Genomic DNA, 15,180 nt, shown 5'->3' with positions numbered 1-15,180 from the left:
TTCTCCCTTCAGGCGCGTTGGGCGGCGTGCATGGCGGACCACACGCGATGGGGCGTCGCGGGCATCTGCAAATCCTTCACGCCGAGCGGCGCGAGGGCATCGAGAATCGCGTTGATGACGGCGGGCGGCGAGCCGATTGCGCCCGCTTCGCCGCAGCCCTTCACGCCGAGCGGATTGTGCGAGCACGGCGTGCCCTTCGCGGTTTCGACGGTGAAGTTCGGCAAGTCGATGGCATGCGGCATCGCGTAATCCATATACGAGCCTGAGAGCAACTGGCCGGTGGTGTCGTCGTAGACGCAGCGCTCGAGCATCGCCTGGCCGATTCCCTGGCCGAGCCCGCCATGCACTTGCCCTTCGACGATCATCGGGTTGATCACGTTGCCGAAGTCATCGACCGCCGTGAACTTCTGAATACGCGTTTCGCCCGTGTCCTGATCGACTTCCACTTCGCAGACATACGCGCCCGACGGATAAGTGAAGTTGGTCGGATCGTAGAACGCGTTTTCGTTCAGCCCCGGCTCCATGGTTTCCAGCGGGAAGTTGTGCGGCACGTAGGCGGCAAGCGAGACATCGACGAAACTCTTCGTGCGGTCCGTGCCCGCCACGCGGAACGTGCCGTTCTTGAACTCGATGTCCTCCACCGCTGCTTCGAGCAGATGCGCGGCAATCTTCTTGGCCTTCGCTTCCACCTTGTCGAGCGCCTTCATGATCGCCGAGCCGCCGACCGAAATGGAGCGCGAGCCATACGTGCCCATGCCGAACGGAATGCGGCCCGTGTCGCCGTGAATGATCTCGACGTTGTCGATATTCACGCCAAGCCGGTCCGCGACCACTTGCGCGAAGGTCGTTTCGTGCCCTTGTCCGTGACTGTGCGAGCCGGTGAAAACCGTGACCGAGCCGGTAGGATGCACGCGCACTTCGCCCGCCTCGAACAAGCCCGCCCGCGCGCCGAGCGCCCCCGCGACATTCGAGGGCGCGAGCCCGCACGCCTCGATATAGCACGAATAGCCGATGCCGCGCAGCTTGCCCGCTTTCTCCGATTCCGCCTTGCGCATGGCAAAGCCTTGCACGTCCGCGAGTTCGAGCGCGCGGTTCAGACACGCGTCGTAATCGCCGACGTCGTAGGTCAGGCCGACCGGCGTCGCGTACGGAAACTCACGAATGAAGTTGCGGCGGCGCAGTTCGACCGGATCGATATTCAACTCGCGCGCCGCCGTTTCAACGAGCCGTTCGACGACATAGGTCGCTTCCGGACGGCCCGCGCCGCGATAGGCATCGACGGGAACGGTGTTGGTGAAGACCGCTTTGACTTCGGCGTAGATCGCGGGCGTGGTGTATTGGCCGGCGAGCAAGGTCGCGTAGAGCACGGTCGGAATCGACGAGGCGAACGTCGACAGATACGCGCCCATGTTCGCCGTCGTGTGCACGCGCATCGCGAGAAACTTGCCGTCGTTGTCGATGGCGAGTTCTGCTTTGGTGACGTGATCGCGGCCATGCGCGTCGGAGAGAAACGCTTCGGAGCGCTCGGCCGTCCACTTGATCGGACGCCCGACTTTCTTCGACGCCCACGTCAGCGCCACGTCTTCCGGGTACAGGAAAATCTTCGAGCCGAAGCCGCCGCCCACATCCGGCGCGATGATGCGCAGTTTCGATTCCGGCAGCGACAGTACGAACGCCGCCATCAGCAGCCGCTCGACGTGCGGGTTCTGATTCGCGACGTAGACCGTGTAGCTTTCGTCGTGCTTCGAATAGCTCGCGTTGACGGCGCGCGGTTCGATCGCGTTCGGCACGAGGCGCTGGTTGACGATATCGAGCGTCGTCACGTGCGCGGCCTGCGCAAAGGCGGCGTCGGTCTTGGCCTTGTCGCCGTGGCCCCAGTTGTAGCAGACGTTGTTCGGCACGCTGTCGTGCACTTGCGGCTGGCCGTCGCCGGCGGCGCTGCCGGTATCGACCGCGGCGGGCAGCACGTCGTAATCGACCTCGATGAGTTCGAGAGCGTCCTTCGCTTCCTTGATGGATTCGGCGACCACGAGCGCGACCTGATCGCCCACGTGCAGCACCTTTTCGTTCGCGATGACGGGATGCGGCGGCTCTTTCATCGGCGAGCCATCGGTGCTGTGGATCAGCCAGCCGCACGGCAAGCCACCGACATTTTCGCCGGCAAGATCCTTGCCCGTGAAAATGGCGATCACGCCCGGCGAAGCCTTGGCCGCTTCCATGTCGATACCGCGAATCTTCGCGTGCGCGTGAGGCGAGCGCAGGAACGCGGCGTAGCTTTGCTGTGGAAGGACGACATCGTCGGTGTACTGGCCGGCACCCGTCAGGAAGCGATAGTCTTCCTTGCGCTTGATGCCAGCGCCAATCAGTTTCTGTTGCTCAGGGGCATTCATCGCGGTCTCCTTGATAGGCGCGAAATCCGGATCGATCGATAGAGCGCAGCTAGTGTTTCTAGCCGCCCGACCTCATGGATTGCGCGCCCTGCAGGACCGCCTTGACGATGTTGTGATAGCCCGTACAGCGGCACAGATTGCCGTCGAGCTGCTCGCGCACTTCCTCTTCGGAGAGATCCGGAGATTGCGCGGCGAGTGCGCTCGCGCTCATCACCATGCCCGGCGTACAGAAACCGCATTGCAGACCGTGGCATTCCTTGAAGGCCGCCTGCATGGGATGAAGCTCGCCGTCTTTCGCCATGCCTTCGATAGTCGTCACCGCCATGCCGTCGGCCTGCGCGGCGAGGATGTTGCACGACTTGATCGCGCGCCCTTCGAGATGCACGGTGCACGCGCCGCACTGCGCGGTATCGCAGCCAATGTGCGTGCCGGTGAGCCTGATTTGTTCGCGTAGAAACTGGACGAGCAGAAGATGCGGTTCGACGTTGGCGGTCACGGGTTTGCCGTTGACCGTCAGGCTGATGCTGAGCGTCATTACTGTCTCCTTTGCGACCCGGCCGGAGCTTTTTTGCTCCATACGCGGGCCTCGTGCAGTTTCTCTGCGACGACTCGAAGCGAAGCTATCCGCTTCTATTCCGGTCACGGCAGACCGACTGCTGTGGGGATGGACCAGCCTTACGCCACTCGCTTGCTTCGCCACTCACGTCAACCACGTCCTGAACCTGCCGACCTGCTGCTGTGAGCGTTTGGCTGGGAAATCGTGTGATGCGCGTTCATGTTTGCAGAGCCGAGTAAAGCACAAATCGGCGAGCGTAGCTATTGGGCTTACTTGCCGGTGGATGCGTTTGCCTGTCTGCGCTCGTCTTCGCTTGCGGCTCTGAAAATAAAAACGCCGCCCGAAGGCGGCGTTCATGCAACCGGCGCGCAAGACGCCTTACAGCACGTTTTTCGAAGCCTGCGCGCGACCGAGCACCGAATGCCGGCGCGAGTAGACGAAATAAATCGCGAGGCCGATCACCAGCCAAACGACGAACGCGACCCACGTCATCGCCTTGAGATTGAGCATGAGAAACAGGCACGACGCCACCGCGAGAATGGGCACCACCGGCACGCCAGGACAGCGGAACGCGCGCGGCAGGTCGGGATGCGTGCGGCGCAGGATCAGCACGGCGATGGATACCATCGAGAACGCCGCGAGCGTGCCTATGTTGATGAGTTCCGCCAGCACGTTGAGCGGCACGAGCGCGCCGATCAGCCCGAAGAAAATGCCGACGAGCCAAGTGGTAAAGAAAGGCGTCGAATAACGCGGATGAACTTTCGAGAGCCGCGCGGGCAAGAGCCCGTCACGCGACATCGCGTAGATGATGCGCGTCTGGCCGTAGCTCATGACGAGGATCACGGTGAGCATGCCGAGCACCGCGCCTAAGTCGATGAAACCCGCGACCCAGTTCTGTCCGACCACTTGTAGCGCATACGAAACCGGATGCGAAACGCCCGCGAACTGCGCCGACGGCACGATGCCCGTCACGACCGCCGCGACGGCGACATACAGCACCGCGCACACGGCCAGCGACGAAATGATGCCGATCGGCAGATCGCGCTTCGGGTTCTTCACCTCCTCGGCGGCGGACGACACCGAATCGAAACCGATGAACGCGAAGAACATCACCGCCGCCGCGCCGAACACGCCCGACCAGCCATTCGGCATGAACGGATGCCAATTGGCAGGCGTCACATGAAACACGCCCACGGCGATCACCAGCAACACGACGGTCACCTTGATCGCGACCATGATGTTGTTCACGCGCGTGGATTCCTTCACGCCGACCGACAAGAGCGCGGTGATCGCCATCATCACCAGAAATGCGGGCAGGTTGAAATAGGTGACGTGGTCGGGCAACGCGCCGGGCGCGGCGGTAAGTACGGTCGGCAGCGAGATGCCGAAGCCCGACAGTAGCGATTGCAGATAACCCGACCATCCGACTGACACGGCGGAAGTGGCAAGCCCGTATTCGAGCATCAGATCCCAGCCGATGATCCACGCAGCCAGTTCGCCAAGCGTGGCGTACGAATAGGTATAGATGGAACCGGCAACCGGAATAGTCGATGAGAACTCGGCGTAGGCAAGCGCCGCGAAACAGCACGCAATTGCCGCGACGATGAACGAAACCATGAGCGCCGGGCCGGCTTGCACGGCGCCGGTTCCCGTCAGCACGAAAATGCCGGTGCCGATGATGGCGCCAATACCAAGGAAGGTGAGATCGAGCGCACCCAGAGTCTTCTTGAGCGACGTGCTGTGGGTGGCAGCCAGCATGTGCTCGATGTTTTTCTTGCGGAACAACGACATTGCGGTGAGTCTCCTAAAGGCGCTCAAAGGCACCGTACCTCGGGAAAACCCGATAGTTTAGCGGAGACTGGAAGCATGCCCAAAGAACGAGCATGGGACGCCCTATCCTTGCGCAATTTTTACAGATCGTTCGTTTTTTATCTTGCTTAAGATAAATTCCGGGACCATTCAGCCCGCTATTGCCGGGTTCATGCCGATGAGGCGATGGCTCATCACATAGAAGGTCAGTTCGGCGTTGTTCGCAAGCTGCATCTTGTCGAGTAAGCGCGCCCGATAAACGCTCACTGTTTTCACCGACAGCGAAAGCGCGTGTGCGATGTCCGTGAGCCGCTTGCCCGAAGCCAGCATGCACAGCGTCTGGAATTCGCGGTCAGAGAGTTGCTCGTGCGGCAAGCGCTCCGAACCAAGCGAAACGTAGTTCGCAAGCGCTTCCGCCATTTCCGGGCTCACGTATTTGCGGCCCGCCGCGACTTGCTGAATCGCGCCGATCACGAGCGCAGGGTCCGCCGTCTTCGAGAGATAACCCACCGCGCCGGCCTTGAGCGCGCGCACGGCATATTGATCTTCGCGATGCATCGAAAACATCAGCACGGGCAGACGCGGCATGTCGCGCTTCAGGCGCTTGAGCACGTCGAGACCGTTCACATCGGGAAGCGAAATGTCGAGCATCGCCACGTCGGGCGCGTGGCGCGCGGCGAGTGCGAGCGCCTGCACGCCGGTTCCGGCTTCGATCACCTCCGAGGCCAGCTCGCGCTCGATCAGCAATTGCGCGACGCCACGGCGCACGATGGCGTGGTCGTCGGCGAGCAGGATGCGCAGGGCCATGCGCGGCCTCAGGCGTTGGCCGCGCGCCGAACCGGACGCGGCGGGCATACCAGCGGAATCCGCGCGTGCACCGCGACGCCGCCCATCTCCGATGCAGCGACGCGCATGCTGCCGCCGAACGCCTCGCATCGCGCACGCATGCCGGGCAGGCCGAAGCGGCCGGTCTTGCGGCGCGCGGCGGGCGTCATGCCGATTCCGTCATCGTCGATGACGAGCGTCACGCCTTGCGCGTCACGCTCGACGCTAACCCGCGCGCGCGTCGCCCGGGCGTGGCGCGCGACATTGGTCAACGCTTCCTGCATCACACGTAAAAGCGCGACGGCAAGACCGGGCGGGAGATCGTCGAAGCGGGAATCGTCGGGGCAGACGAAATCGACATGAATGGCGGCACGCGCGCCGAAGGTGGCGATCCAGTCGGCAAGTCCGGTGATGAAACCGGTGTCGAAGGGCGGCGCTTGCAAATCCTCGACGATTCGATGACTCGCTTCGCCTGCTTCCGCGATACAGTCGCGCGCCTGGCGAAGCGCATCGGCGCAAGCGGCAGGGGCATTGGCGGGAAGCCAGTATTGCGCGCGGGAAATCGCCAGGTTGGCGGCGGTCAGAACGGCGCCCATCTCGTCGTGCAAGTCCTGCGCGAGTGTGCCGCGCGTGTGCGCTTCGATGGCGGCCAGTTGCGTGGTGAGTTCGTCGATGCGCGCCGCGAGACTGCGCACTTGGCGATCGCTCTTGAGGCGTGCGTCGATCGGCACGGAGACTAGCGAAGCGGACGCGCGCGGCGCCTTGCGTGTTTCAGGCGGAATTCTGGCCGACGAGTTCATTCAATGTCTCCCAAGTGAGCGCAACTAGAGCTACGTCGCCAGAAGACGCATGCGGCGTAACTAAATTTACACTCCGTAACATCGACGACGGACGATATCGTTGCGTCATCCGTCTGAGCGTTGCGGAATCATATCTCAAAATTATCATAAAGCCATATCGGACAAGGCTTTCAGACGTGAACCTCATGCCGTTTGGCAAACATTGTCACTATTCGCTGACGACCCGGGGTCGTGGCCACAGGCCGCCAATTTGTAACAATACCCCGGCGAATCGGGGCGAAAAAAAACCGGCGCACGAAAGCACCGGTTTTCTCGACAGGACAAACAGCAGTCGAATCAGCCGACGAAAGCCTTTTCCACCACGTAATGTCCCGGATGATTGTTGCTGCCTTCCTTGAAGCCAAGGCTGTCGAGCAACTCGCGCGTGTCGCGCAGCATGTGCGGGCTGCCGCAAAGCATCACGCGGTCGTTTTCGACCGAGAACGGATCGACCGACAAATCCGCGAACAGCTTCTTCGTTTCGATCAGGTCGGTGATCCGGCCGCGATTCGCGAACTCTTCACGCGTGACGGTCGGGTAGTACACGAGCTTCTCCGACACGATCTCGCCGATATGCTCGTGCGCCGGCAAGTGCTCGGTGATGAAGTCCTTGTACGCGAGTTCATCGACGAAACGGCACGTGTGCGTCAGCACGATCTTGTCGAAGCGGTCGTAGACGTCCGGGTCCTTGATGATCGACATGAAAGGCGCGAGGCCCGTGCCCGTCGAAAGCAGCCACAGCGTTTTGCCCGGCAACAAGTTGTCGGCGACGAGCGTGCCCGTCGGCTTCTTGCCGATCAGCACGGAATCGCCCACCTTCAAATGCTGAAGGCGCGACGTCAGGGGGCCGTCCGGCACCTTGATGCTCAAGAATTCGAGATGCTCTTCGTAGTTCGCACTCGCGAGGCTATAGGCGCGCAAGAGCGGCTTGCCTTCGACTTCGAGGCCCACCATCGTGAACTGACCGTTCTCGAAGCGGAACGACGAATCGCGAGTGCAGGTGAAACTGAAGAGCGTGTCGGTCCAGTGGTGGACGCTCAGAACGGTTTGAGAATTAAGGTTGCTCATGGCTTCTTGGACTGTGCGAGAACGATGATGCGATGACGCGGTGCCGCTCGCCGCTAGCCGAATGCTCTGGCGGGAACGGGCATCGAAAAGACTTTGCCGCGCTTAACTACGCAAAAGGACGATCGTATGGGCTGATGTCGGCGCTTCGGTATCACGCGGCCTGCTCAAGACTTGAGCCGAAGCACGTGCGCAAACCAGACAACCCAGCCGGACAACCCGGCGCAATCGAGCATTTTAACCCGATCGACATTTGCCGTCGTGTCGCGGCCGTGCGGCATTGAGACTGGCTGGACGCGCGTGGGACTTTGCGGGACGGCGCGCACCTGGCTGCTCGGCCTGGCGAATGATTGCGAAGAGCGGCAAACGCGCGTCGAACACGCCGCAAATCACAGCCAAAAAGCCGCCGAGCCCGCATGATAGCAACGGATTCCGCAATTATCCCAAAATACCCTTCTGACGGTCGGGCCGGGACAACGGCGGGACGACGCGATCAGATGCGTTGATCCGTCGACGGCTTCTCCCACAGATTCACGCCGCCTTCCTGCGCATGCTTGTCGATCTCGGCGAGTTCCTCTGCGCTGAACTCCAGATTTTTCAGCGCGGCGACGTTCTCGACGACCTGTTCCGCGCGGCTCGCGCCGATCAGCACCGAAGTCACACGGCCACCGCGCAACGCCCATGCGAGCGCCATCTGCGCGAGGCTCTGACCGCGACGCTCCGCGAGTTCGTTGAGCTTGCGCACATGCGCCAGATTCTCGTCGCTCAAATGCTCCTGCTTGAGCGATCCGCCGCCCGCCTTGTTCACGCGCGCATCCTGCGGCACGCCGTTCAAATACTTGCTCGTAAGCAAGCCCTGCGCGAGCGGCGTGAACGCGATGCTGCCGGTGCCGAGATCGTCGAGCGTATCGAGCAGTTCGTGTTCGATCCAGCGATTCAGCATGTTGTACGACGGCTGATGGATCAAGAGCGGCACCTTGTGCTCGGCCAGCAAGCGCGCCATTTCGCGCGTCTTCGACGCCGAATACGACGAAATGCCGACATACAGCGCCTTGCCCGAATGAACGGCGGTGGCGAGCGCGCCAGCGGTTTCTTCGAGCGGCGTGTCCGCATCGAAACGATGCGAGTAGAAAATATCGACGTAATCGAGGCCCATGCGCTTCAGGCTTTGATCCAGACTCGCGAGCACATACTTGCGCGAACCGCCGCCGTTGCCGTAAGGTCCCGGCCACATGTCCCAGCCGGCCTTCGACGAAATCAGCAACTCATCGCGATACGGCCGGAAGTCGTCCTTGAAGATCCGGCCGAAGTTCGTTTCCGCGCTGCCATACGGCGGGCCGTAGTTGTTGGCGAGATCGAAGTGCGTGACGCCGAGATCGAATGCCGTGCGCAGAATTTCGCGTTGCGTCGAGATGGGCGTGGTATCGCCGAAGTTGTGCCACAGACCAAGAGACAACGCAGGAAGTTTCAATCCGCTCTTGCCGCACGTGCGGTATTGCATCTGCGTATAACGCTCGGAAGCTGCTTCGTATGCCATATCGAATTCCCTTTGCGTGCTGGTTGACTGAATCGGTTTCGGGGACTGCGTTCGGGCGTTGTGCGGCACGTGCTCGCCGCTCCGCCGGTCGAGGCCGACAATGTTAAGCCAATCCGCCGCAAGCCGTACGACCCTCGTCCGGACGGCCTATGCGGGAACGTTCTGGTCCGACGCCAGACCAATGCAAATCCCAAATGAAGGAATCTGACCGATGAACTCTATCGATAAGCTGCGCCCTGCCTACGATTCCCTGTTAGCCCTTGCCGTGACGTATGGCATCGACTTCCTCATGGCGATCCTGATCCTTGCCGTCGGATGGTGGATTTCGAACTTCGTCGCCAACGCGCTGCGGCGCACGCTCGGGCGCACGCATATCGACGCCACGCTCACGCCGGTGCTCGCCAGCGTGGCGATGTGGGCCATTCGCGTAGTCGCCATCGTGGCCGCGCTCGGCAAGTTCGGCATCGCGGCGGCGAGTATCCTGACCGTGCTCGGCGCGGCCGGACTGGCTATTGGCCTGGCGTTGCAGGGCACGCTGCAGAACATCGCGGCGGGACTGATGCTGTTGTTGCTGCGCCCGTTCCGCGTGGGCGATTACATCGAGGGCGTCGGCACCACGGCGGGAACCGTGAACGAGATCGGTCTCTTCACCACGCGCCTCACCAAGGCCGACGGCATCGTCATGTTCGTGCCGAACAGCACGATCTGGGCGAATCCCATCACCAACTACAGCGCGAACGAACGCCGCCGCGTGGTGCTCAACTTTCAGGTGGCGCACGGTCAGAAGGTCGAACATGTGCTTGAGGAATTGCGCCGGCTCGTGAGCGAAGATCCGCGTATCGTGCAGGAAGCGCCGTCCGCGCCGTGGATCGCGGTAACGGATTACACCGACACCGGCGTCAAGTTCAACGTGGGCGCATGGACGCGCGCAAGCGATCACGCGAGCGTACAGGCCGAATTGCTGCGCAAGATTCAGCCGCTGACGCGCGAGCAGATCACCTGAAACCGGGACGACTGGACGCGAGCGGGAAGATTGAATAACCTGTCGCGCCTTACCTTCCGCGAGACTGGCCCATGACCCGAGCGATTTCCGTTGCGTTGATTGTCGGCGGCATCGTGCTGCTTTATTTCGGCGGCCAGTCGTTTCATTCGTTGAGTAACGACGTATCGCGCTTTTTCACCGGTTCGCCCACGAACAAGACTATCTGGCTGCTCGCGGGCGGCGTCGTGGCCACGCTCGCGGGAATGATCGGCCTTGCGCTGCCGTTATCCCGCCGATAAAACGCAAAACGCGCTCAGACGAGCGGCACTTCCGGTTTCGCGGCCGACCGCGTGCCTGGCAACGGCACGTTGCTCGCACCGTGATACGTGTAGACGAGCGAGAACTTCACCTTATCGCTGAGGTTTTTGCCCGCCGAGTGCAGCGTATTGCAGTGGAAGAACACGACATCGCCGGGTTCGAGCGCGGGCGAAACCGCCGTGCGGATCAGCGCGGCGTTTTCGGGCAGGTCGGAGCGGAAGAATTTCGCTTCATCGAAGCGGTCGGACGTGAACGGCAGCTTGTGCGAGCCCGGCACGAACCAGAGCGCGCCGTTGTCGACGGTTTCATCGCCGATTGCGAGCCACGTCGAAACCAGATCGTCGCGCTCGAAGCCCCAGTAACGCACGTCGCGATGCCAGCCGGTGAGGCTGCCGTAAGCGGGATGCTTCGTCATTACGCAGTTGTGATGCGCGCGCGAAAGGTACGGCGTTTCGCCGAAGTACAACTCCATCCAGCCGCGAATCTCGGGCGATGTCGCGAACTCGGCGAAGAGCGGATCACGCACGTAGGCGTCAAGCAGACGGCGCACGGTGTGTCCGCCGGGCGCGTCCCGGGAATCGGGCGCGCCGGGGTATTTCAGATCGGCTTCGAATTCGAGCGGCGTCGCCGCCTCCGCCAACTGGCGGCGCGCAACTTCGCGTAACGCTTGGCAGCGCGCATCAGGCACCAGCCCCTTGACGACGACGAAGCCCGTCTCGCGCAATTCGCGCACTTGTTCTGATTTCGATTGAAGCGGATTGTGTTCGGACATTTCAGTTCTTACCTCGACGGCTTCACGTGACTTCATTCAACCATCGCAATACCCGGCATCCGGGCGAATAGCACGATTGTAAATCTCACGCGCGGCTAAAGCCCGTTCGGCCTGCGCTTTAACGGCGCGACCGGCGCTTCGTCCGGCATTCAGCAGGGAAAACGCGGACTTACCGGAGTAATAATGGTCCTGTACATTGCCTGCATCAATTCGGTGCAACTTCCGCAGGCTCGTTGGATCGAATCCGTTGATCGCTATTTTTGAGACGACTATCGTCGAGTTGCCTCCATGCAACCGACTCTTCCCGATATGAACCACCGAATCGCTTCCGGCCTGACCCGAGTTGCCTCACACGCCGCGCGCCCGGCCCGACGCGGCGTAGTTCGCGCACTGCGGCACCATTCCGCGCGCACTCAAGCGCTCGCGGAACAGCTCATGCACGTGCATCCGGTCGTTGGCATTCGCTCGTGGTTTCGCGGCTTCTTCTTCAGTCTTCGCGCGCGCACGGCATCGCGCAAGGTGTCGTTGAGAGCGCTGCTGCGCCGTCCGATGCAAGCCCGCGCGCCCGCACTGCCGAAGCCTCAGGCGGCGGCCCACACGAGCCGCCGTCCGCGACGCATTTCCGCTAGCAGCGCGGGTTGGTATGCATTCGCGGCACGCTGAAGGCCCGCACGGCGGGCTTCGATAAAAGCGACGCACAAAAAAACCGGCAAGCGCGATGCTTGCCGGTTTTCGTTTTGCCTGCCGAACCAATACGACGCTTTATGCGACGCTCGCGACCGGTTCCGTGCCCGCGGCTTCCGCGAGCGTGAGAGCCTTGTCGGTGGCTTCCCACGTGAATTCCGGCTCTTCGCGGCCGAAGTGGCCATAAGCCGCCGACTTCTCGTAGATCGGACGCAGCAGATCCAGCATCTGAATGATGCCCTTCGGACGCAGGTCGAAGTGTTCGAGCACGAGCTTCGTGATCTCGGCATCCGACACGCGGCCCGTGCCGAACGTGTTGACCATGACCGAAGTCGGGCGCGCCACGCCAATAGCGTACGACACCTGAATCAGGCAACGCGAGGCCAGGCCCGCTGCCACGATGTTCTTCGCGACATAGCGGCCGGCGTAGGCAGCCGAGCGGTCGACCTTGGACGGGTCCTTACCCGAAAACGCGCCGCCGCCGTGAGGGGCCGCGCCGCCGTAGGTATCCACGATAATCTTGCGGCCCGTCAGACCGCAGTCGCCTTGCGGACCGCCGATGACGAAGCGGCCCGTGGGATTCACCAGGAACTTGATGTCGCCCTTGATGAGATCCGCCGGCAACGTCGGCTTGATGACTTCCTCGATCACGGCTTCGCGCAGGTCCGAGAGATCGATGTCCGGTGCGTGCTGCGTGGAAAGCACGACGGTGTCGATGGAATGCGGACGGCCATCGACATAACGCACGGTGACTTGCGACTTCGCGTCCGGACGCAGCCACGGCAGACGACCGTCGCGACGCAGGTTCGCCTGACGCTCGACCAGACGATGCGAAAGGTGGATAGGCAGCGGCATGAGTTCGGGCGTTTCGTCGCATGCGTAGCCGAACATCAGGCCCTGGTCGCCCGCGCCTTGATCGAGGTTGTTGTCGTGCGCCTTGTTCACGCCTTGCGCGATATCCGGCGACTGCTTGTCGTAAGCGACGAGCACCGCGCAGCCGCGATAGTCGATACCGTAGTCGGTGTTGTCGTAGCCAATGCGCTTGATGGTGTCGCGCGCAACCTGGATGTAGTCGACATTGGCCGTCGTGGTGATTTCGCCCGCGAGGACGACGAGGCCGGTGTTACAGAGCGTTTCCGCTGCGACGCGCGAGTATTTGTCCTGACTCAGGATTGCGTCGAGGATGGCGTCGGAGATTTGATCGGCGACCTTGTCCGGGTGGCCTTCGGAAACGGATTCGGATGTAAACAGATAGTCGTTCGACACGCTTCAGACTCCAATTAAAGTACGTTGTGGTTTGCTCACGTAGCCGACTTCGTTCGGAGTCTGAAGCGGCGACGCTTTAGCGGATGTCATTAAACTCCAGCCCTTCTCCACAGATTGCATGAAGGCCGGCCGGCTTCGCCCCGCAAGTTGTCCATTAACTCGGCGAAGGTCTTATTATACCGGTTTCCCGTGTTTTTACTGAGCCGAACGCTTGTCCCCATTCGTCCCGAAACAATCTTCTGTCCATAGTTCACCTCCGTCTGTTCGCTGGAGCACCTCATGTTAGGGCGCATTGGCGTGGCGCTCGCCTTCGGCTTTCTCAAGTTTCTGGCGCTCATCCCTTACGGCATCACGGCACGTTTCGGCGACGGACTCGGCTGGCTGCTCTATCAGATCCCGAGCAGACGCAAGCGCATCGTACATACGAACCTCGCGCTCTGCTTTCCGGACTGGTCGCCCGAGCGCCGCGAGGAAGTCGCGCAGCAGCATTTCCGCCACGCCATCCGCAGCTATGTGGAGCGCAGCGTGCAGTGGTTCGGCTCGGCCAAGAAACTCGAAAAACTGATCGAGGTGGACAGCGCCGTCGATCTCTCCGACCCGAACCTGCCGCCCACGCTATTTCTCGGCCTGCATTTCGTCGGCATCGAGGCGGGATCGATCTTTCTGAACTACTCGCTGCATCGGCAATGCGGGTCGCTGTATCAACCGTTCTCGAATCCGCAGGTCGAGGAAATCGCGAAAGCGCAGCGCGCCCGCTTCGGCGCGGACATGGCGAGCCGTGCGGACAGCGCGCGTATCGTGCTGCGCTGGCTGCGCGACCGCAAACCGGTGATGCTCGGCGCGGACATGGACTACGGCATGCGCAATTCCACCTTCGTGCCGTTCTTCGGCATTCAGGCGTGTACGTTGACGGCCGTCGGCCGGCTGGCGAAAGCGGGCAAGGCGCAAGTGGTGCCGTTCATCGGCGAGGTGCTGCCGAACTACAAGGGATATCGGCTGAAGATTTTCGAGCCGTGGCAGAACTACCCCACTGGCGACGACGAAGCCGACGCGCGCCGCATGAACGAGTTCCTCGAAGAGCAGATTCCGCATATACCGGAGCAGTATTACTGGGTGCACAAGCGTTTCAAAACGCGTCCGCCGGGCGAGCCGGGCTTCTATTGAGCGCGCATGGCGCCGTGGTGGCGCAGATCGTCGCGAAACGTCATGAAACGTGACGGTGAGGCTCACATACAATAGCGCCATGAAACTCAAATTCACCAAGATGCAAGGCGCGGGCAACGACTTCGTCGTGCTCGACGGCTACACGCAGGCGCTCGATCTGAGCGCGCAGCAAGTGCGTGCGCTCGCTGACCGTCATTTCGGCGTAGGCGCGGACCAGTTGCTGCTGGTGGAAAAGCCGACCATCGAGGGCGTCGATTTCAAATACCGCATCTTCAATTGCGACGGCGGCGAGGTCGAACATTGCGGCAACGGCGCGCGCTGCTTCGTGAAGTTCGTGCGCGACCGCAAGCTGACCGACGCCGCCACCGTGCGCGTGCAGGTGCAAAACGGCGTCATCACGCTGACCATGCAAGCCAATGGCGAAGTGACGGTCGACATGAGTACGCCGGTGTTTCATGCGCCCGAAGTGCCTTTCGACGTGCACGGTCTCGAAGGCCGCAACGAAGGCAACGACACGCTCTGGCCGCTCGATCTGAACGGTTACGCGAATGAACCGCGCTGGATTTCCGTCGTCTCGATGGGCAATCCGCACGCCGTGCAGATCGTGGATGACGTGGAAGCGTATCCCGTGCTCGTCGAAGGTCCGCTGATCGAGCGTCACGCGCGCTTTCCGAAGCGCGTCAACGCGGGCTTCATGCAGATCGTCGATCGTCATTCGGTCAAGCTGCGCGTCTACGAACGCGGCGCGGGCGAAACGCTCGCGTGCGGCACGGGCGCGTGCGCGGCGGTGGCGGCAGGCATCCGGCGCGGCGTGCTCGACACGCCGGTGCGCGTCGAGACGCACGGCGGCACGCTCACCATCGGCTGGGACGGCGCACGCGACGAATCCGCGCCGCTTTTCATGGCCGGACCCGCCGCGACGGTTTTCGAAGGCGAGATCGACCTCGACCGCATCGCCGGCTGAGTTTGCATA

Annotated in this window: 14 protein-coding genes; 5 read left to right on the top strand and 9 right to left on the bottom strand. The window is 61.9% G+C overall.

The genetic code is table 11. From position 1 onward, the window contains the following. Nucleotides 1-8: 8 nt before the first annotated feature. The 7 genes from QCE79_RS14535 to mgrA form a co-directional block, all read right to left on the bottom strand. The gene (locus QCE79_RS14535; protein ID WP_309845060.1) at nucleotides 9-2,390 is read right to left on the bottom strand and encodes a xanthine dehydrogenase family protein molybdopterin-binding subunit; all 2,382 of its coding nucleotides are present in this window, start codon (nucleotides 2,388-2,390) and stop codon (nucleotides 9-11) included. A gap of 58 nt (nucleotides 2,391-2,448) precedes the next feature. Then, a complete protein-coding gene (locus QCE79_RS14530) occupies nucleotides 2,449-2,925 on the bottom strand; it encodes a 2Fe-2S iron-sulfur cluster-binding protein (protein WP_309845057.1) in 477 nt (158 codons plus the stop codon). A 399-nt stretch (nucleotides 2,926-3,324) separates the two neighbouring features. Then, nucleotides 3,325-4,737, bottom strand: coding sequence for an amino acid permease (locus QCE79_RS14525; RefSeq protein WP_250466256.1), 1,413 nt, complete (start codon nucleotides 4,735-4,737; stop codon nucleotides 3,325-3,327). Nucleotides 4,738-4,905: 168 nt separating this feature from the next. Then, complete coding sequence (locus tag QCE79_RS14520) at nucleotides 4,906-5,562, bottom strand: response regulator transcription factor (RefSeq protein WP_309845056.1); 657 nt, start codon at nucleotides 5,560-5,562, stop codon at nucleotides 4,906-4,908. 8 nt (nucleotides 5,563-5,570) lie between these two features. Further along, nucleotides 5,571-6,380, bottom strand: a complete 810-nt coding sequence (locus QCE79_RS14515; protein ID WP_309845053.1) for an ATP-binding protein — start codon at nucleotides 6,378-6,380, stop codon at nucleotides 5,571-5,573. A 336-nt stretch (nucleotides 6,381-6,716) separates the two neighbouring features. Next, a complete protein-coding gene (locus QCE79_RS14510; protein ID WP_309845050.1) occupies nucleotides 6,717-7,487 on the bottom strand; it encodes a ferredoxin--NADP reductase in 771 nt (256 codons plus the stop codon). A gap of 490 nt (nucleotides 7,488-7,977) precedes the next feature. Then, entirely contained in the window at nucleotides 7,978-9,021 is a 1,044-nt protein-coding gene (gene mgrA, locus QCE79_RS14505) for an L-glyceraldehyde 3-phosphate reductase (protein WP_244826670.1), read from the bottom strand. A gap of 211 nt (nucleotides 9,022-9,232) precedes the next feature. Between mgrA and QCE79_RS14500 the strand changes: the two genes are divergently transcribed. Both QCE79_RS14500 and QCE79_RS14495 read left to right on the top strand, forming a co-directional pair. Further along, nucleotides 9,233-10,024 carry a mechanosensitive ion channel family protein gene (locus QCE79_RS14500; protein WP_244826669.1) on the top strand — a complete coding sequence of 264 codons (792 nt, stop codon included), beginning with the start codon at nucleotides 9,233-9,235 and terminating at the stop codon, nucleotides 10,022-10,024. Between the two features lie 71 nt (nucleotides 10,025-10,095). Then, entirely contained in the window at nucleotides 10,096-10,302 is a 207-nt protein-coding gene (locus tag QCE79_RS14495) for a DUF3185 family protein (RefSeq protein WP_309845046.1), read from the top strand. Between the two features lie 14 nt (nucleotides 10,303-10,316). On the opposite strand, the gene QCE79_RS14490 is transcribed toward QCE79_RS14495, so the two are convergent. After that, entirely contained in the window at nucleotides 10,317-11,093 is a 777-nt protein-coding gene (locus tag QCE79_RS14490; protein ID WP_250466251.1) for a phytanoyl-CoA dioxygenase family protein, read from the bottom strand. A gap of 435 nt (nucleotides 11,094-11,528) precedes the next feature. On the opposite strand from QCE79_RS14490, the gene QCE79_RS39345 reads away from it, so the two are divergent. Beyond that, the gene (locus QCE79_RS39345) at nucleotides 11,529-11,756 is read left to right on the top strand and encodes a hypothetical protein (protein ID WP_404989353.1); all 228 of its coding nucleotides are present in this window, start codon (nucleotides 11,529-11,531) and stop codon (nucleotides 11,754-11,756) included. A gap of 99 nt (nucleotides 11,757-11,855) precedes the next feature. Here QCE79_RS39345 and metK read toward each other — a convergent pair whose 3' ends face one another. Then, nucleotides 11,856-13,043: a methionine adenosyltransferase gene (gene metK, locus QCE79_RS14480; RefSeq protein ID WP_244826665.1), complete on the bottom strand. Its 1,188-nt coding sequence runs from the start codon at nucleotides 13,041-13,043 to the stop codon at nucleotides 11,856-11,858. 279 nt (nucleotides 13,044-13,322) lie between these two features. On the opposite strand from metK, the gene QCE79_RS14475 reads away from it, so the two are divergent. Both QCE79_RS14475 and dapF read left to right on the top strand, forming a co-directional pair. Continuing rightward, nucleotides 13,323-14,207 carry a lipid A biosynthesis lauroyl acyltransferase gene (locus tag QCE79_RS14475; protein ID WP_244826664.1) on the top strand — a complete coding sequence of 295 codons (885 nt, stop codon included), beginning with the start codon at nucleotides 13,323-13,325 and terminating at the stop codon, nucleotides 14,205-14,207. Nucleotides 14,208-14,286: 79 nt separating this feature from the next. Then, nucleotides 14,287-15,171 carry a diaminopimelate epimerase gene (gene dapF, locus QCE79_RS14470; RefSeq protein ID WP_309845043.1) on the top strand — a complete coding sequence of 295 codons (885 nt, stop codon included), beginning with the start codon at nucleotides 14,287-14,289 and terminating at the stop codon, nucleotides 15,169-15,171. The last annotated feature ends 9 nt before the right edge of the window (nucleotides 15,172-15,180 follow it).

The sequence above is a fragment of the Caballeronia sp. LZ003 genome, from assembly GCF_031451465.1.
In the GTDB taxonomy this organism is placed as follows: Bacteria; Pseudomonadota; Gammaproteobacteria; order Burkholderiales; family Burkholderiaceae; genus Caballeronia.
Note: the sequence above shows the minus strand (reverse complement) of the source record. Positions and strands in the feature narration are given on the sequence as shown.